At 41.7% G+C, this 18,180-nt stretch carries 20 protein-coding genes and 1 other RNA gene; 8 read left to right on the top strand and 13 right to left on the bottom strand.

The genetic code is table 11. From position 1 onward, the window contains the following. Positions 1-152: 152 nt before the first annotated feature. Positions 153-821, top strand: a complete 669-nt coding sequence (locus tag Q0590_RS16595) for a DedA family protein (protein ID WP_302038696.1) — start codon at positions 153-155, stop codon at positions 819-821. A 74-nt stretch (positions 822-895) separates the two neighbouring features. On the opposite strand, the gene Q0590_RS16590 is transcribed toward Q0590_RS16595, so the two are convergent. Then, positions 896-2,137, bottom strand: a complete 1,242-nt coding sequence (locus Q0590_RS16590) for a S8 family serine peptidase (RefSeq protein WP_302038695.1) — start codon at positions 2,135-2,137, stop codon at positions 896-898. A 563-nt stretch (positions 2,138-2,700) separates the two neighbouring features. On the opposite strand from Q0590_RS16590, the gene Q0590_RS16585 reads away from it, so the two are divergent. After that, complete coding sequence (locus tag Q0590_RS16585) at positions 2,701-2,895, top strand: cold-shock protein (protein ID WP_302038694.1); 195 nt, start codon at positions 2,701-2,703, stop codon at positions 2,893-2,895. A gap of 467 nt (positions 2,896-3,362) precedes the next feature. Here Q0590_RS16585 and Q0590_RS16580 read toward each other — a convergent pair whose 3' ends face one another. The 5 genes from Q0590_RS16580 to ffs all read right to left on the bottom strand — a co-directional run bounded on the left by Q0590_RS16580 (position 3,363) and on the right by ffs (position 5,737). Next, on the bottom strand, positions 3,363-3,722 hold the full coding sequence (locus Q0590_RS16580; protein WP_302038693.1) for a hypothetical protein: 360 nt from the start codon (positions 3,720-3,722) through the stop codon (positions 3,363-3,365). Positions 3,723-3,831: 109 nt separating this feature from the next. Then, on the bottom strand, positions 3,832-4,365 hold the full coding sequence (locus Q0590_RS16575; protein ID WP_302038692.1) for a DUF2911 domain-containing protein: 534 nt from the start codon (positions 4,363-4,365) through the stop codon (positions 3,832-3,834). Positions 4,366-4,428: 63 nt separating this feature from the next. Then, entirely contained in the window at positions 4,429-5,136 is a 708-nt protein-coding gene (locus Q0590_RS16570) for a cell division ATP-binding protein FtsE (protein ID WP_302038691.1), read from the bottom strand. An 85-nt stretch (positions 5,137-5,221) separates the two neighbouring features. Beyond that, complete coding sequence (locus Q0590_RS16565; RefSeq protein ID WP_302038690.1) at positions 5,222-5,425, bottom strand: fructose-6-phosphate aldolase; 204 nt, start codon at positions 5,423-5,425, stop codon at positions 5,222-5,224. A gap of 214 nt (positions 5,426-5,639) precedes the next feature. Further along, positions 5,640-5,737: signal recognition particle sRNA small type (gene ffs / locus Q0590_RS16560), an RNA gene on the bottom strand. 192 nt (positions 5,738-5,929) lie between these two features. On the opposite strand from ffs, the gene Q0590_RS16555 reads away from it, so the two are divergent. Then, positions 5,930-6,292 carry a hypothetical protein gene (locus tag Q0590_RS16555; RefSeq protein ID WP_302038689.1) on the top strand — a complete coding sequence of 121 codons (363 nt, stop codon included), beginning with the start codon at positions 5,930-5,932 and terminating at the stop codon, positions 6,290-6,292. A gap of 220 nt (positions 6,293-6,512) precedes the next feature. On the opposite strand, the gene cysD is transcribed toward Q0590_RS16555, so the two are convergent. Then, positions 6,513-7,418, bottom strand: a complete 906-nt coding sequence (cysD, locus tag Q0590_RS16550) for a sulfate adenylyltransferase subunit CysD (protein WP_302038688.1) — start codon at positions 7,416-7,418, stop codon at positions 6,513-6,515. A 33-nt stretch (positions 7,419-7,451) separates the two neighbouring features. Then, a complete protein-coding gene (gene cysC / locus Q0590_RS16545; protein ID WP_302038687.1) occupies positions 7,452-8,057 on the bottom strand; it encodes an adenylyl-sulfate kinase in 606 nt (201 codons plus the stop codon). 227 nt (positions 8,058-8,284) lie between these two features. Here cysC and cysQ point away from each other — a divergent pair, with 227 nt between their 5' ends. Together cysQ and mnmC2 are read left to right on the top strand one after the other, a co-directional pair. Continuing rightward, positions 8,285-9,061, top strand: a complete 777-nt coding sequence (cysQ, locus tag Q0590_RS16540; protein WP_302038686.1) for a 3'(2'),5'-bisphosphate nucleotidase CysQ — start codon at positions 8,285-8,287, stop codon at positions 9,059-9,061. Positions 9,062-9,075: 14 nt separating this feature from the next. Next, complete coding sequence (gene mnmC2 / locus Q0590_RS16535; RefSeq protein WP_302038685.1) at positions 9,076-9,753, top strand: tRNA (5-methylaminomethyl-2-thiouridine)(34)-methyltransferase MnmC2; 678 nt, start codon at positions 9,076-9,078, stop codon at positions 9,751-9,753. A 19-nt stretch (positions 9,754-9,772) separates the two neighbouring features. On the opposite strand, the gene Q0590_RS16530 is transcribed toward mnmC2, so the two are convergent. Together Q0590_RS16530 and bshC are read right to left on the bottom strand one after the other, a co-directional pair. After that, the gene (locus tag Q0590_RS16530; RefSeq protein WP_302038684.1) at positions 9,773-10,348 is read right to left on the bottom strand and encodes a 5-formyltetrahydrofolate cyclo-ligase; all 576 of its coding nucleotides are present in this window, start codon (positions 10,346-10,348) and stop codon (positions 9,773-9,775) included. Next, a complete protein-coding gene (gene bshC, locus Q0590_RS16525) occupies positions 10,341-11,897 on the bottom strand; it encodes a bacillithiol biosynthesis cysteine-adding enzyme BshC (protein WP_302038683.1) in 1,557 nt (518 codons plus the stop codon). The genes Q0590_RS16530 and bshC overlap by 8 nt, the downstream gene beginning before the upstream one ends. A 263-nt stretch (positions 11,898-12,160) precedes the next feature. On the opposite strand from bshC, the gene htpG reads away from it, so the two are divergent. Next, a complete protein-coding gene (htpG, locus tag Q0590_RS16520) occupies positions 12,161-13,990 on the top strand; it encodes a molecular chaperone HtpG (RefSeq protein ID WP_302038682.1) in 1,830 nt (609 codons plus the stop codon). Between the two features lie 74 nt (positions 13,991-14,064). Here the strand turns inward: htpG and Q0590_RS16515 are convergent, their stop codons facing one another. The 3 genes from Q0590_RS16515 to Q0590_RS16505 form a co-directional block, all read right to left on the bottom strand. Then, complete coding sequence (locus Q0590_RS16515) at positions 14,065-14,445, bottom strand: co-chaperone GroES (protein WP_302038681.1); 381 nt, start codon at positions 14,443-14,445, stop codon at positions 14,065-14,067. Between the two features lie 205 nt (positions 14,446-14,650). Then, positions 14,651-15,394, bottom strand: coding sequence for a DUF8737 domain-containing protein (locus tag Q0590_RS16510; protein WP_302038680.1), 744 nt, complete (start codon positions 15,392-15,394; stop codon positions 14,651-14,653). A gap of 50 nt (positions 15,395-15,444) precedes the next feature. After that, the gene (locus Q0590_RS16505; RefSeq protein ID WP_302038679.1) at positions 15,445-16,386 is read right to left on the bottom strand and encodes an AraC family transcriptional regulator; all 942 of its coding nucleotides are present in this window, start codon (positions 16,384-16,386) and stop codon (positions 15,445-15,447) included. Positions 16,387-16,552: 166 nt separating this feature from the next. On the opposite strand from Q0590_RS16505, the gene Q0590_RS16500 reads away from it, so the two are divergent. Both Q0590_RS16500 and Q0590_RS16495 read left to right on the top strand, forming a co-directional pair. Further along, positions 16,553-17,320, top strand: a complete 768-nt coding sequence (locus Q0590_RS16500; protein WP_302038678.1) for a LamB/YcsF family protein — start codon at positions 16,553-16,555, stop codon at positions 17,318-17,320. Between the two features lie 147 nt (positions 17,321-17,467). After that, complete coding sequence (locus Q0590_RS16495) at positions 17,468-18,013, top strand: hypothetical protein (protein ID WP_302038677.1); 546 nt, start codon at positions 17,468-17,470, stop codon at positions 18,011-18,013. The last annotated feature ends 167 nt before the right edge of the window (positions 18,014-18,180 follow it).

The raw sequence follows: 18,180 nt of genomic DNA, 5'->3' as shown, positions 1-18,180 counted from the left end.
CCGGGATTGGTTATAGATAAAATGTAAAGTAATATTGTACGTCTTTTAGTAGAGGAGGCTTACTGAGATAGTGAAATAACAAACAATTCATTCTTTTCAGCGTACAGCCTTAAAGAATAGTAACGCAGACCCAACGCAATAACGTTTTAGACATGGATTTCTCCAGCATAGTTGATTTTTTTAAGTTCTTATTAGACTCTGAAGAAATAATTCAATATGGGGGCCTGGCTCTGATTGTACTAATTGTGTATGCAGAAAACGGGTTGTTTTTTGCCTTTTTTCTGCCTGGCGATTACCTGCTTTTCCTGGCAGGGTTATTTGCCAGTTCCGGCCAATTAAATTTCCCGATTACCACTGTATCCTCTTCTATTGTTGGAGCGGCAATCTTAGGGAGTTACACCGGATATTTATTTGGGAAACTGCTGGGAAAAAATCTGGATACCCGGAAAGATTCTCTGTTCTTTAAGAAGCGGTACATGGATCAATCGCGGACGTTTTTTGCCAAATATGGGGGCAAAGCCCTGATACTGGCCCGTTTTATGCCGATTGTCCGCACTTTCTCAACCATTATTGCTGGGACTGTGGGAATGCCTTTCCGCACATTTACATTATTTAATGTTGCCGGAGCCCTGGCCTGGGGTATCTCTTTGCCAGTTGCCGGCTATTATCTGGGCGAACGTTTTCCTCAAATTATCAACTATGTAGAATACATTATCTTGTTTTTTATTGGAATTACTACCGTAGCCCTTATCCGTACCTTTATTACCATGCGCCGTAACCGAGCTGGTGGACAAACAAAAAGCTCTGTTGAGAAACTCTAGTCTATCCTGGATACATATATAAGCAAAAAGCCTGTCATGATTTATGACAGGCTTTTTGTTGTTTCTACTATCTATTATTGCAGCGTACCAGCAGAAGCAATTGGATCTGCCTTCCCATCCGGGTCGCCTTGCACATATTTATCTATGGTTATTCTACCCTTCAGCAACAATATACCGGCTACGTGTGGAGTAGCCATAGACGTACCACTAATTGTGTTGTAGCCTCCACTCTTCCAAGTAGATTTGATTCCCACACCGGGCGCACAGTAGTCTACCGGTGGGTTCCCAAAGTTTGAGAAGGAGGCCCATTTATCCCCGCTTCCCATGGCAGAAACTGTGTAAATATTGCTGCCATTTACCCGGCCAGGCGAATGGTTGCTAGTATGATCACTCTCATTTCCTGCAGCCAGTGCAAAGAGAATTCCCTTCGCTGAAGCCCGTAGAACAGCATCATCCAGGGCTGTAGAAACCGGACCTCCCAGACTCATATTGGCTACATCCCCTGCTTTTCCGTTGGCAGCTACATAATCTACCCCTTTAATTACCCCAGAATACGAGCCACTGCCTTGTGAATTTAGCACTTTTACGGCAGCTACTTTTGCCCCTGCGGCTACACCAATAACACCGGTACTATTATTTTTGGCTCCGATAGTTCCGGCTACATGTGATCCATGTCCATTAAAATCATTGGGTGTGTCTGCATCCCGGCCGCTAGTGATAAATGTAACACTTCTGGAAGCATCTACATTTAAGTCCGGATGGGTTAGGTCTATTCCAGTATCGATCACCCAGGCTGTTTTACCGCTTTGTGAGGCATCTAGGCCTCCTTTTACCCTGGCAATACCCCAGGGAATTTCCTGGCTTGTGCTACCCCCACCGCTGCTTCCCGGTTTAGCTAACGTAACTACCTGGTCTGGTTCTATATAAGCTACCCGGTTGTCATTTTTCAGCGCCTTTACTTCCTGAGCAGACAAGGTGGCTGAAAAACCTTCCAGGGCTTTTCCATACACATGTTCTATAGCATTCTCATTGGCTCCGTGTGCTTTAAGCAAACCGGCACCTCTGCCTTTCACTTTTACTAATCGTTCCTGATAGGGAGCCTCTGAAGAAATAGTTGGATCAGCTTTGAGTACAACAATGTATTTATTACCAGCTTTTTCTGCACTTACTCTTGCCTGTGCGGAAGTAATGTCTGGCGCTACATCAGTTGACGACGGCTCACTACATGCTGTTACAGCTAAGGCTACTGCTGCAACAAAAGTACGGGAAAAGCTTCTTACAGAAGTTACCTGTAATCCTATTAAAGGTTTACGCATAAAGTAAAAAAGTTAGTGGTTAAAATTTGTGTTACTTGGTTTAAAGAATGAACAGATAAAAATAGTTGGTCATATGGCCCCTTAAATACACTTCCCACGACGGAAGAAGGGATTTAGCCAGAATACAGCAGAGGACCAGACGATCCAAAGCCGAATAGCAAACTGCTGGGTAATTTTTTTATCAAATAGGTAACGGTTACTTGCCAATTAATTTATAAAGGGACAGGCAAAACCTGTATTTTTAAGAAAAAACAGGTTTAAATCTACTAAAAAAGTTTGCACTATTTCAAACAAACAGTAGATTGTTTTTTCATTTTCAATAATTTATTCTAAAAAATTCGGTTAATTAGCTAATTATCAAATACTTTTTATTCATGTATCTACACCAATTAATTTTTCCTGTAGTCACCAGAACAGACGCAAAGCAACCATGCGGTTCTTTTGATACATTAGAGTAGTTGGGTAAAATTTATCTGGAGGGAAAATATATTTATTATAATATTTACAATATTTTTTTGATATATAGGATATTCTGGCTTTATTTGTTTTTAATTCAAATAAAAATGCCAAAAGGTACCGTTAAATTTTTTAATAACTCAAAAGGATTTGGGTTTATTAAGCCCTCTGATGGAGGTGAAGATGTTTTTGTTCATGTAAGCGCTCTTGCTGAAGAGATCCGTGAAAACGATCAGGTAAGCTATGAGGTAGAGATGGGTAAGAAGGGAAAGAACGCTGTAAAAGTAAAAGTAATTGACTAAGAATTTTTAAAGTTAATGCAGATTATAACTATACCCATTTATATAGTATTGTTTATACAAATCTAGTCTTTAACATTCGTAGTAAATTTGACTAAAAGCCGGGCAATCACCCGGCTTTTTTATTTTAACATTTTCCATTTATCGTTTATCGCACTATATTATTTTTCCATAGTCATTAGAACTGCTAATTTTTGCGGTACCCTGTCTCAATACTTTTTCATAGTTGTAATGACATATAAAGGCTCAAGCCCCCTGTTTCTGTTTAAACTGGTAAACTATGGTATTAAGTGCAAGAGTTTAGGCAACATTAGTTTCCCTCCTTTTCAACAATTCAGTTCCGGTTAATGGTAAAATTTATGATAGTTTTAGTCGAATCTGTCTTCTTGTTACAATGGATCTGCATTCGTGTCAGATAATGTGGCTTGAGGTTACACCGATTGTGAAATAGCAAGCGTCCTACCCATACCCTACAGGTTAATTACTTCCATATTCTCTATCGGGTGTTGGCCGGTAACCAAGGTAAAATTGAGATTTTTGAATTTTGAAAACAGCTCCTCAAAACTCATTTCCATTTTAAATTTGTGCACTAGCAATTTGCCTTTTTCATCGGTTTGTTGCTGCATTTGCTTATCTATGGCATATAAGGTAACCACTGGGAGGTGTTGGATAAATACTCGCAAGGCTACGGCTTCAAAACGCGTAGGATCATAAATAGCCATTCTGGCAGCTAATGCATTCAGGTTTTCTCCCTCGGGCAAGTTTACGGAAACAACGCCGATTAAATCGTCGTAACGGGTTTCGCTGGGCGGTAACTGGGAATTTTGCATAACGTCTGTTTATCTGGTTTTAGGTATGTTACGCAATTTGGATATAGACCGATACGCCAGCTAGCAAAATTTATCTATTCTTTTCATTTTACCTGCTTTTTTATGGCAATTAAGGAATCTGGATGGGTACTTCCACTTTTGTATGGTCCCACATCAGGCGCATATGCACGGTGTTGCTGGAAGGTTGTGGAAAATCGATTGTAAATACTTCTGTTACTTCAGCTGTTGAGTCTGCTTTTGCCTGAACACGCAAAACATCTTTCGTTTCGTCATAAGTAAATGCTCCCCATTGCTCAAGCGTACTATTTAAAATTACCGTCCAGGTATCTTTTTGTGGAATGGTAAATAACGTATAGGTACCTGCTTGCAATGGTTTGCCGCCAAATTGTACGGGGCGGCTAAAGGTAATTTCTGTAGCTTCGTTTGCCCCGGTCCGCCATACTTTTCCATACGGTTCCAGCTCCCCAAAAATAACCCGCCCTTTTTTGGAAGGCCGGCTGTAGGTTACAGATATCTGAAAGTCGTTTTTCTGAAAGCTTGTGGTAGTTTCCGGACTGGCAGATTTGGTGAAAGTACGCAACCCAAAGTATCCGGCTACCAGAACTACTACGAGTATGGCAATAATGATTAAAATTCTTCTCATACGATATAGGGAGTTAATGTATTTATTTTAACGGGTACATACATTCAGCAGAATGGCGCTACCTTAGCTGGTCAGAGAGATTTCATCTGTTAAGGAATCAATTAGTTTACCACTCTGGCATTTTAAGATGCGTGCCGGATGTTGTTTAAGAAAATTATGGTTGTGTGTTGCCATGAGCACAGCAGTGCCGCTCCTGTTAATCTCCATAAACAATTGCAAAATCCCTTCCGATACTTCCGGGTCCAGGTTTCCGGTGGGTTCATCGGCAAACAAAATTTGTGGCTCATTCAGTAAGGCACGGGCAATAACTACGCGTTGCTGCTCACCTCCGGAAAGTTGATGTGGCATTTTTGTTCCGATAGCCCCCAACCCTACCCGCATTAACACTTCTGCCAGCCTGGATTTTATCCGGGCACTGTCTGTCCAGCCGGTGGCACGCATCACAAACAACAAGTTATCCGCTACAGAGCGGTCGGGAAACAGCTGAAAATCCTGAAAGATTATTCCTATTTTCCGGCGTAAAAAAGGAATGTCAGCCCGTTTGATTTTTTGTATACTATATCCGGCTACTTTCATTTCGCCTGAACGTAAAGGCAGATCCGCATACAAGGTTTTTAACAGGGAACTTTTGCCGCTTCCTGTCCGGCCAATCAAATAAACAAACTCTCCCTTTGTAATCTGAAAGGTTACTTTTCCCAATACAGTCTGATATTCTTGCAGGATATAGGCATTCTGAACATCTACTACTGGTTCTTCAGAAAAAACACTCATGTTTAATACGATGGTTAAAGGTCACATGGAATACTCAGATTCTATATAAATATGGAAGTAAATATAAAACCGTAGGCAGTTCCTGTCACAATTCTATTTTTTGTAATTTACCAAAGGGCAAGTTGCTGATTAATTCCTGCAAAGCTGCCTCTTTTCCTTCCAGACCATATTTATCCATATTCTTCAGAGGCCTGTCGGCACGAAAGTAGGCAATCAGCACAAAATTTTCGTCACGTAACTGAATGTAATCCGGAATTTTAGCTTTTCCTTTTACTTTTATTATATACATAGATTCATTTGCCTGGTTAATACAGCACTTACCGGCAGGGAAGCAAGTAAGCTCACAGCAAAGGTAACAATTCCCATCAATTAGTTAGTGAAGGACAACAATCTGTTCCCTGGTTAAAAACCAAAGCAAGAAAAAAAGAGGGTATACAAAGATGTAAAAAACAGAGAAGCTGGGTCGAGTAGCAGGAAGGATGAGGGATCAAACCCTATAAAATAAAAAAGCAAACCAATATCGCACCGCTACAACTATTTACCTTTGCTTGCTTCCGCACCTGGAGGAGTTCAATAGGAGCTGGTCGTATTGATTTGCCCTGCAAACTTAGCATATTTTCTTTATTTGGAAAAGGGAAAAGCATTTTTTGTAAAATATATTTGTGCATCCCCCTGGTTTTTTCCTTACTTTACAGCCCCATCCGTACCGTAAGAATGCTTAGCTGCTGTAAAGCAATTTCTTACAGACGGATGAAGTTATATAGCTACTGAGTATAAACTTTTATTACTATCCATGCCCAATCCTTTCTTACAAAACAAGATTTTTTCTGTAGTGCCTTTTTTTGGCAAGCTATGTATGTTGGTAATGCTGATGTCTTTGATTTTTGCGTGTAGTGGCGATCCGGAAGATACCCGGATTCTGGAAGCTGCTCAAGAATATGCAAAAACCAATTCTGATATTGAAGTAAATGTAGAACTGGAGGAAGTAGTAGATGAGTATGCCAGAGTACACGTAAGCCCGGCAGACCCCGGGCAAGCAGATGAAGCCATTATGTATCTCAAAAAAACAAACGGCCGGTGGGAAGGCCTGGCCATTGGCACAAGTTTTTCTCCGGATGATTACCAGTCTCTACATATTCCCGAAAAAATCAGGTAATTTTCTTCCTACGCTTCGCATGCTTCAAAACCAGATTTAGTAGCCGCAGAATACGGCTAAATGATAGGATATATTAAAATCTTATTTCAATCTGTGTGGGTAATGAATATTGAATAAGACACGAGAAGTGATAGAGAAAAGCCGCCGCTACTCGTTGCATGTATGCTTAGTTAACGAGTAGCGGCGGCTGATATACTTTCTGCAATAAATGGTTGGACTGTTAGAAATATCCCTGTTTTTTCCGGTCTTCCATGGCTGCCTCTGAACGTTTGTCATCGGCGCGTGTCCCTCTTTCCGTTACTCTGGCAGAAGCCACTTCCTGGATAATTTCCTCCAGGGAGGCAGCACCCGACTCCACGGCTCCTGTACAAGTCATATCGCCTACGGTACGGAAACGGACCTGGCGTTCCTCATATTGCTCGTTGCCAATAAGGGTAATATAGTCTGACTTTGCCAGCAACATTCCTCCCCTATTAACAATCGTCCGCTTATGCGTAAAATATATGCTGGGTATTTTTAAGCCTTCCATCGAAATATACTGCCACACATCCATCTCCGTCCAGTTACTTAGCGGAAACACCCGGAAATGTTCGCCGGCTTGTTTTTTTCCATTAAATAGATTCCATAATTCTGGGCGTTGGTTTTTAGGGTCCCACTGTCCGAATTCATCCCGGTGAGAGAAAAATCTTTCTTTGGCTCTGGCTTTTTCTTCGTCGCGGCGGGCACCTCCAAAAGCAGCATCAAACTTAAATTCTTCAATGGAATCCAGCAACGTTATTGTTTGCAGCGAATTCCGGCTGGGGTTCAGGCCTTTTTCTTCTACTGCCCGTCCTTTGTCAATGGAGTCCTGCACTGACCGGATAATCAGATTAGCCCCGGTTTGGGCTACCAGTTCATCCCGGAACTGAATAGTTTCTTCAAAATTGTGCCCGGTGTCAATATGCATCAAGGGAAAAGGGAATTTAGCAGGCCAGAAGGCTTTTTGCGCCAGCCGGACCATCACAATAGAATCTTTTCCACCTGAGAATAGCAGCACCGGTTTTTCGAACTGGGCAGCTACTTCCCGCATAATAAAAATAGCTTCGGATTCTAATTGTTTTAAGTGGGATAGATTATAGGATTGCATGTATATAACGTAAGTAAGTTACTAAGTAATGGGTTAATGGGTAGCTTTCAGGGTAATTTTAGGTAGTATTGCTGACAATAACTGATTCGATGAGGCTGATAGTTCCTGTTTATCTGTCCGGATTTCGATAAAAGGGCTTTGCGGCTCTTCAAATGGCGAATCAATGCCAGTGAATTGTTTGATTTCTCCGCGTCTTGCTTTGGCGTATAATCCTTTTACATCTCTCCGTTCACACTCCTCTATTGGGCAATTAATAAATACTTCCAGAAAATCATCTGCCCCGATAATGTTTCTGGCTATGTCGCGGATTTCCCGTGTCGGACTGATAAAGGAACAGATGGTGATAACTCCGCAATTAAGAAATAACTTAGCGGTTTCTGCTGCCCGGCGAATGTTCTCCAATCGGTCTGCCTCACTGAAACCCAGGTTATTGTTAATGCCAGTACGCAAATTGTCGCCGTCGAGCAGCTGCGTTAAAAAGCCTTGTGCGTGCAATTGTTTTTCAACTTCTCTGGCCAGTGTACTTTTGCCTGAGCCGGATAAACCCAGCATCCAGAGTACGGTGGCTTTCTGGCCGAGCAGGGTTTCTTTGTGCTGCCTGCTTAATATCGTATCAAATATGGGATGTATGTGTTGCAAGGTATTCAAATTAAAAAGGCAAAAGTATCAAAAAAAGCCAACAAGCAAACCTGGAAATACGAAAATCTGGAAATAGGTATCTGACAGACAAGCCTGCAAGTAAGGGAGTAGCCAACCATCCGCGTATTTTTTTATTTTCAAGCAGGCAAAACTTTTAGAATATGTTTTCATTTCTGTAATTTACCGGGCTCTTGCTAAGCCAACTCATTTAGATCAGCAACAGGTATATGACAACCCAGGTAGATGTATCCATAGAACCCATTAAACAAATAGCTATCGAAGCAGGCAGAAAGATCCTGGAAATCTATGAAAAGTACGCAGATTTAGAGGCTATTACAGAACGCAAAGCTGATAATTCTCCCTTAACTCTGGCAGACCAGGCTTCTCATACCATTATCTCGGAAAGATTAATGGCTTTATATCCGCAAATTCCCTTGCTGTCGGAAGAAGGCAAGCATACAGCTTATGAGATTCGCAAAGAATGGGACAGGTTCTGGCTGGTAGATCCCTTAGATGGCACAAAAGAGTTTATTAAGCGGAATGGAGAGTTTACCGTTAATATTGCTTTGATTGAGAAAAATGTACCAGTCCTAGGTGTTATTTACGCACCAGTGTGGAATCTATTGTATTATGGCATACACCATCTGGGGGCTTTTAAGGAAACGCCAGGACAGACGCCGGTAAAGTTGCAGGTAAACAACAAACAAAACTTATTAACCGCTGTGGGAAGCCGTTCTCACGCAGATCCGGCAGAAGCCGAGGTGCTGAATAAATACGATATTTCCGGAACCACCAGCATTGGCAGTTCCCTGAAATTCTGCCTGATTGCCGAAGGGAAGGCCGATATTTATTACCGGCATGGCCCAACCATGGAATGGGATACAGCCGCCGGACAATCCATTGTTACCGCGGCAGGTGGACAAGTGCAGGATGCTTCAGGAAATATTTTCACCTACAATAAACCATCTCTGCTAAACAGCAGTTTCCTTTGTCAGGGTTTTTAACCTATTCACTGTATATGCCCATAGAATTACGCCCGACAGCTGATGGTTCGCATACATTATACAACACTGACCTGGATGAAACGTACCATTCCATTCATGGAGCTGTGCAGGAATCGATGCATGTGTTTATAAAAGCGGGGCTGGATTATTTATTGGAAGTAAAAAAAGACATATGGGTGCTGGAGGTAGGCCTGGGTACTGGCCTAAATGCCTGGCTCACCATGAACCAGGTATTGCATAGCGATGCCAGAATTCATTATGTAGGCGTTGAGCCTTTTCCGGTAGAACTGGGTGTCATCGAAAAGCTGAATTACCCGGAACACCTGCATAGCAGCGAATACCGGAGCCGGTTGTTTTACCAGCTACACAAAGCAGAATGGGAGAAATTTATCCACCTGACCCCTGAATTTGAACTTCGCAAAATGCCGTATACCTTAGAAGATTTCCGTAGCCAATGGATTTTCGATTTGGTTTATTTTGATGCCTTTGCTCCTTCCAAACATCCCCAAATCTGGCAGAAAGACATGCTGCAAAAAATTTACGACATTACGGCACCCGGAGGAATTTTATTGACCTATAGCGCCAAAGGACAATTTAAGCGTGATTTAAAGGAAGTAGGCTGGAAAGTAGAAACGCTGCCGGGTCCACCAGGTAAACGGGAAATGGTGCGGGCTGTGAAACCCATCATCTAATACAAGATGCAGTAAATACTTAGACAAACTCCCACACTTTTTCCGGTGTAACACAATAGTCCATTTTATAGTCGTACTGATCTATATCTGCTATTTGCGGTACCGGGGCTTCTATTGACAGGCCAACTTTAATTACAGCTGGCTTGCACCGTTGCAAATACCGGTCGTAAAAGCCTTTGCCATAGCCTACGCGGTATCCTTGTTCATCAAACGCCAATAGTGGCAAGAGAATCATATCCAGTTGAGAGGCGTCGACAACCTGACCGTTTTCAGGCTCCGACATGCCCCATTTGTTGGTTTGTAAAGCTATACCAGGTTCATATACATAACTTCCCATAGACAAGTTTGGTATATCTGTTTTGGGAATGACTAGCTGTACGGACGGATAATTTTTTGTTATCCGCTGAATAATAGGCCAGGTGTCTAGTTCTTGTTGCCTGACAATGGGCAGAAAAATATGCAGGTACCGTACATCGGCTAACATGAACCTGGCAAAGAAATGGGTAGCAATCTGCAGGCTCTTCCACTGTATTTCTTCGGCCGTATAGCTTTTGCGTTTTTCCAGAAATAATTTTCGTAAATCAGCTTTATTCATCTTCCGTCAGCATCTGAAAACGGTAGTCGAAGGGATCAAATACTTCCAGTAGATTATCAATAAACTGTGGATTATTCAGGCAGAAGTTCAGGAAATTGTCTGTCCGTTCCTGCAAACCACCATTGGGAAACAATTTGGCTTTTACATTCAGTAGTTGAGTAATGCCCGTCTCCTGGTTTTTCTCTTCCGCTTTTTTCAACCGTTTTTCTACGTTTTCTAGTGATTTAACAGCTTTCTGTTGCTCCGCTCTTATAAATCCTTCCAGTGTTTTATCTAATTGCAGGGCTTTGGCTACTAACAGATCAAAGGCTTTGGTTATCAACTGCTGCTCTTCGTCTACAGTTACTGGGTCAGTTACATTTTTTTCTACAAATACTCTTTTTAGAGCAGTTTCCTCAGTAAATAATTCTTCTGGTGTTATACCCAGCTTCTCTAGTTTTTTATGGTACGTTTTCCCTATAATCAACGCAAAATTTCTGGGCATTAGCAGAGGAAAATCTACCTGTAATGTGCCAAATAACTCTTTCAACTGCAACCAGTAAATGAGCTCTGCCGGGCCGCCAATATAGGCCAGGTTAGGCAATATGGTTTCCTGAAAAACCGGCCGCAGCAGTACATTGGGGCTAAAACGTTCAGGATGAGTTTCAATGAGTTTCTCTAGTTCCTGCCGGCTGAACTTCAGGTCGGTATTCAATACTTCAAACCCATTGTCTGTACTGACAATCCGTTCACGTACCCCTTTATCCAGGTAAAAAAAGTTGATCTGCCGGGGATTTACCTGTGTTTCGTACCCTAGTTCTGTCAGCTCATTGGAAGTTTGGGTAACTTTATGATACGTGGTATGTTCAAAAATATCCTGCCGGATTACCTCTCTGAACTGGGCTTTTAACCGGGCATCGTCAGCATCTATACAAAGCAATCCCTGTTCACCAAACAGCTCGTGCGCCCAACATCGGGTGGCATCTGCCAAGGTTTTATGCTCCAGATAAGCTTTTTCAAATAACGCCGTTTTTTCCGGCAATTCGTCCAGAATCTGCTTTAGCTCCTGCGTCTGCATTCTTCCGACCGCACCGGTTTGCTGGCTTTCCCAGGTATATTTTTTCCCGAACAAATAGAAATAACTTATCTCTTCAAAATCATGATCTTCCGTAGCCATCCAGTATACTGGCACAAAATTGTAAGCCGGGTATTTTTGTTTCAAGGCTTTTGCCAGATTCACGGTCGTCACCAGTTTGTAGATCAGATATAAAGGGCCACTAAAAATGTTGAGCTGATGGCCAGTAGTCACCGTAAACGTATTTTCCTCCAACAACAAGGCAAGCTGCTTTTCAGGAAACGGCGCAACAGACGTATATTGCTCAGAAAGCACTTCATGCAGTACTTCCCGCTTGGCCTTGGCAAAACGTTTCTTTTCTAACAGCTTCGCAAAATTTTCAATACTCGGGTAATGGGTATAGAAAGGAGAAAGAGAAGGATGGTGTGTTATATAATCAGTAAAAAATGTATTGAATTGCTTGGTATCTGTCAGGTTGATTTTTGTAACGTTCATCAGAATGGCTTGTGTAGGTATGCCTGCAAATATAGAAAAGATTTACATGACTGAAACCGACTTTCAGAAAGCCGTAGGTTTACTGGCAGGTACGTCTAATACATAGTTGCTTATTCAGCGCTTTTACAAAGGAACGTGTCTGGAGTACTTGTGGCTTGTATACTTCCTGCACTAAAAGTAATCCCTGTCAGTTTGTCAGAAATGTAAGGTATTGGCAATACTTTTGAAAAGCTACTGACAGAATCAACAGATAACAAACGATTATGGCAATTACAGAAGAAAAAGGGACCATTTCCATTCATACCGAGAACATTTTTCCGATCATTAAAAAGTTCTTGTATTCAGACCATGAGATATTTTTACGTGAGCTGGTGTCGAATGCCGTAGATGCTACCCAGAAGTTGAAAAGACTATCGTCTATTGGTGAGTTTAATGGAGAGCTAGGCGAACTAAAAGTAACAGTAAAGCTCGATGAAAATGCCAAAACAATTACTGTCAGTGACAATGGCATTGGTATGACGGCAGAAGAGATAAAAAAATACATTAATCAGATTGCTTTTTCTGGTGCTACAGAATTTGTGCAGAAATACAAAGACAAAGGAGAAGATCAGCAGATTATTGGGCATTTCGGCTTAGGCTTCTACTCTGCCTTTATGGTGGCTGAAAAAGTGGAAATTATTACCAAATCTTTCCGGGAAGATGCCGAACCAGCCCGTTGGGTAAGTGCTGGAACCACTGAGTTTGAAATAACCCAAACTACGAAAGAAGAACGGGGCACGGATATCGTGCTGCATATTGCCGAAGACTCTAAAGAGTTTCTGGAAAAATTCCGCCTCCAGAATATCCTGGATAAATATGGTAAATTCCTTCCGGTACCTATCGAGTTTGACGGAAATGTTATTAACAATACGGCTCCTCTCTGGACCAAATCTCCTTCTGAGCTGAAAGACGAAGATTACCTGAAGTTCTATAAAGATCTGTATCCGATGTCAGAAGATCCATTATTCTGGATTCATCTGAATGTAGACTATCCATTCAACCTTACTGGTATTTTGTACTTCCCGAAAGTAAAAAATGAATTGCACCTGCACAAAGATAAAATTCAGCTATATTCCCGTCAGGTGTTTATTACTGATGAAGTAAAAGATGTAGTCCCAGAGTTTTTGATGCTGCTGCATGGAGTTATTGATTCTCCTGATATTCCGCTGAATGTGTCCAGAAGTTTCTTGCAGGCGGATGCCAATGTAAAAAAGATCAATGCACACATTACCAAAAAAGTAGGCGACAAACTACAGGAGCTATTTAAGAATGACCGAAAGTCGTTTGAAGATAAGTTTGATCATATTGGCTTGTTTATTAAATACGGAATGATTACCGATGACAAGTTCTATGACAAAGCCAAAGATTTCTGCCTGTTGAAAAATACAGAAAGCAAATTTTATACACTCAATGAATACCGGGAACACGTTCAAGCCAACCAGACAGATAAGGATGGCACAGTAACCTTCCTTTACACTTCTGATCCTGGTAAGCAAGATGCCTATGTTCAGTCTGCTAGAAAACGCAGCTATGATGTATTGAAACTGGATGGGATGCTGGATAGCCACTTTATTAATACCCTGGAACGCAAGCTGGAAAAAACCAACCTGAAACGGGTAGATTCTGATACCATTGATAAGTTAATTGATAAAGGTATTGCCAATGAAAGTGTACTTTCAGAAGATGAAAAAACAAAGCTGAAGGAAGTTTTTGAACACACCTTGAATAATAAAAATCTGACCTTCAGCGTAGAATCCCTTCCCGTAGATGAGTTGCCTGTCACGATTACCTTGCCAGAGTTTATGCGCCGCATGCGGGATATGGCAGCTAACGGCGGCGGCGGAATGGCTATGTTTGGAGAAATGCCCATGAATTATAATGTAGCTATTAATGCCAACCATACCTTAATTAATAAAATTTTGAAATCGGAAGATGAAGCCGAAAAAGCTAAACTGGTAAGACAAACCTATGATCTGGGATTACTTTCTCAGAACATGCTTTCCGGAGCAGAACTGACTTCATTTATTCAACGTACCTTGGAGCTAACCAAGTAAAACGCAGATTTCCCAATAAAGCTAAAAAGGCTGCCCTTAAGGCAGCCTTTTCTTTTTGCATCCATTTTTATTAATTAATCAAATAAGTCTTCTTGCCGCTCAATCATCAGAATACCGGCCTGGGAAACAATAAAGTACTTCTCCCCTTCATACACTAACTCAATGGCACTTTTTTGCAGGAATATGGCCAGGTCACCTTCTTTTACCTGCAACGGAATATACTTTACTTTTTCTTCCGGCTCCCGCCAAAGTTCATCTTCTTCACCAGCCATAGGTATCGGATACCCCGGTCCCACCTTCATTACATAGCCACTTTGCACTTTTTCCCGCTCCTGCACGCCGGGCGGCAGAAATAACCCACTTTCCGTCCGCTCATTCGGGGTTTTGGGCTTTATCAGCACCCGGTCGCCTACGATAATCAGTTTCTTTAGTTTATTTTGGGCTGTAACTTCCATTGACAAATCTGCTGTTTATGTATATAAATTAATTACTATCTTGATTTGCTTGATGGATGCAAAAATCAGGCTAAGACGGAGTTCCTTCCACTCCCGGCCAATATGACAGCATTACCGGATGATAGTTTTAGTTACATCGCACCTAACAAAATAGCCACATTACCTATGGAAATTTTTCTACCTCATCAGATTGTTTTAGTCAAAATCAGGAATGAGCATACTGTGTTTTATTTTTGGCAAGCAACTGCTTTACCGATAAAATATGCAGCCAGTAGGCCACTGGTACCACAAAGGCAGGTAGCCAGACAAAAGGCACCTCCGCTACAAAGGTATTGGCAGGTTCGTTCATAAACATCCGGAAAGGTACCGGGGCTGACAAGATGGAAACCACAACTATATTTAGGAGCAAAAGCAAACCCATGATATTCCATCCGATGGCTACTATGCGGGGCCATTTTTTACGGGTGAAACAATAATAGGCGAACACCGGAGCCGTTAACCCTACCAGAATATCATAATTACGTCCTTCAAAAGTCATCTGCACAGGAATGATGTTGTCTAGAAAAGCCATCCATAAAATAATTTCCATTCCTACACGAAAAGATTGCAAATACACTAACCAGCTTTCAGGAATTTGCCTGAGTAAATGAGTAAAAGTCGGCGAATTTGCCAGCCAGATGATAAAGAGAAGAGGTGGCAACAAAAGTACAGGCAACCTGGGCGGCATCGCAGAAAATTGCATAAAAAAGCCGTTAGCTGCCAATATACCTGTAAAAGCAAACCAACCAATAAAGCCACACAGGGTGTATATAAATAAATTTCTCTTCCTACTTTGCTCCCACGCTACTTTTTGTAATGCATATTGCAAGCCGTACATCAGCAGGCCAAAAAGTATAAGCACAAGCAATACAAACAATACTTTTGCGATTGTATAAAGATTAGTTTCCATAACATTAGCGTAAATTTTATACTACAATACTAGCTTGCCGGGGCTAAATTTCAGTTGACTAAAATTGCTATTTTTCTGGAAGTGTTTTCCATCCGGTAATGCACAGGAGCATACCCAAAGCGCTGATGGAACAAACGGCTAAAAGAACTACTATTCTGAAAACCTAAAACTGTGCTGATCTCCGTAACCGGCAACTGGCTGTGTTTTAACAATTCTCGGGCTTTTTCCAGCCGGAGGGTTAGTAAAAATTGGTAAGGTGAAAGGCCGAATACAGCCTTGAACATGCGCAGGTAATGAAACTTAGACAGACAAGCAATCCGCGCCAAGTCATCCAGACTGATTTCCTCCGAGTAATAACTGTGCAAATAATTCAAGGACAGGCATAAACGTTTGTATACTTCTACCTGGGTAGATTTTTTTACGGCAACCAGTTTGTGTACTTGCCTGGTTATCGTCTGGTGCATTGAAAGCAAATACACCAGCACCTCTGTCAATTGCTCTTCCAGTAGCAAAGCATTCTGCCATCCTTGCCGACTATGACAATAGATAGCTGCCATCAGACTTTTGAAACGATCGTCTTTAGGATATAACCGGTTGTAAAACGCTATGCCAGCAGAATGCTCGATTTGTGGATTATCTGTCAGTTGTTCCGGAGAATGCTCCAATCCGGCGAAAACTTCACTTACTAATTTTTCCCCAAAGTGGATATTAAATGTTTCGGTATGTGTATTTTCAATTTCCAGGGTATAGGGTTGATACTGATTGGTAAGAAAAAAATAACCAGGTTCTATCCGCACTAGTCCTTTCCCAACCCCGCACCGGCTCTCCCCTCTCATATTCATAAAGAGAGATAAAGTCCCTTTAATATCCGGACGGTACTCTCTTTTCCCAATAGCATGAATCACCACATTCGGCCAACCAGTTTTTTTGAACTGTTCAGCTTCAATCTGCTTTTTTAGCCATTGTAAGTCTGGAAAATCTTTGCGGATCATAAATTTCTCTACAGACGGGAAATAAGCTTTACCCAACAATTACTTACTTTTACTAAGGTAGCGAAGTGAAAGCACACGGCAAGTACCCCTGGCTTAAGAATTTTGATCCAGGAAACTTATACAAGGATTTTGTTAGTATATATTATTTATGTTAAGTAAAATAAGCATGCAACCCAGTCGGACAATAGATTTGAATGCAGATGTTGGCGAAAGTTTTGGTGCATATCAGATGGGCGACGATGAAAAGCTGCTTCCATTAGTAAGTTCTGCCAATATTGCCTGTGGATTTCATGCTGGTGATCCCTCGGTGATGAAAAAAACAGTAAAACTGGCGTTAGCCAATAAGGTAGCCCTGGGGGCTCATCCTGGTTTGCCCGACCTGCAGGGGTTTGGCCGCCGGAATATAGCTATTTCCCCTGAAGAAGCTTACGACTTAGTACTATATCAGGTAGGTGCTTTGTGGGCTTTTGTAAAGGCGGAAGGTGGAGTACTTCACCATATAAAACCCCATGGAGCCTTGTACAACATGGCCTCTGTTGATCCTATGCTCGCCCAGGCAATTGCAGAAGCGGTATACAAACTAGACCCTGAATTGATATTATATGGCTTATCTGGCAGTGAGTTGATTAAAGCAGGAGAAAAGGCAGGCATACGGACCGCCAGCGAAGTGTTTGCCGACCGTACCTACCAGCCAGATGGCACTTTAACCTCCCGCAGAAGTCCTCATGCCCTTATTACTGACCCTAATGAAGCCATTAAGCAGGTAGTACAAATGGTGAATGCAGGGAAAGTGCGGACACTTTCAGGCGAAGAAATATCCATAAAAGCAGATACCATATGTATTCATGGGGATGGGCCACATGCCCTGGATTTTGCCAGGCATTTGCACGAACAATTCGGGCAGGAAGGAATATATATCCAAGCTTTTAACTAAGCAAAATTACCGGTAGAAACTTTTTCTTGCCGCTTCACTAAATTCATCCTGGCTAATTGGATTTTTTGCCGGAAAAGATTAACTTCTCGTATAAATCACCGGAATCCATTTCTTCCTATGCGTTCAAACCATTAACCTGTTACCGCCATGCAAACTTATGTCAAATCGATTATTTCAGCCCTGTTAACGTGTATCCTTTTATTTACTGGCTGCAATTCTACCAAACTGACCACCAACCATAAAGAAGGGGATTTGCCTACGTTTGACAAGGCTTTTATTATTATTAACAACTACAATGAAACTAGATTTTACCGGAATCTGGTAACAGAGTTGAGAAGAGAACTGCTGTCAAACACCATCCGCAGCGAAATTCTGACGATAGACGAATTGTCCTTGAAAACAGAAGAAGATATTACCAGAATGATTGCCGAATTTAATCCGCAGGTGGTCATGGAATTTAAAGAGCTGCGTAAAACCACTACCCCGTTAGTAATTCCGGATATGTATACGCCGCTTATGGTTAACGATGGGCGTGTTTGCCTGATAGAAATCAAAAACTATCAGACGAATGAAATCATCTGGAAAGGGAAGCTAGTAACCGATGAATTGTGGAAAAGCAAACAAGCCGCCCGAAAATCTATTCATAAACTGTTCGAAGCGTTTACAAACAGCAACCTGATTTCGCTCCGCTGAAAACTCCTGCTGCTTCTCTTCCCTTTATAGAACCTGTTTAAACTTTTAAGAATAATTATAACAAGTGCGTTGGCCCGGAAAAACAGCGGGGTGTGCGTAAGCCTTGAGAGCCGAAGCATTGTTTTTCCTAGACTTTTTTTGTTACTTTTTTGTGGCAATGACAAAAA

This window comes from Rhodocytophaga aerolata, from assembly GCF_030503435.1.
Lineage (GTDB): Bacteria > Bacteroidota > Bacteroidia > Cytophagales > 172606-1 > Rhodocytophaga > Rhodocytophaga aerolata.
The sequence above is the reverse complement of the archived record's forward strand: the minus strand, read 5'-3'. Positions and strand labels throughout refer to the sequence as shown.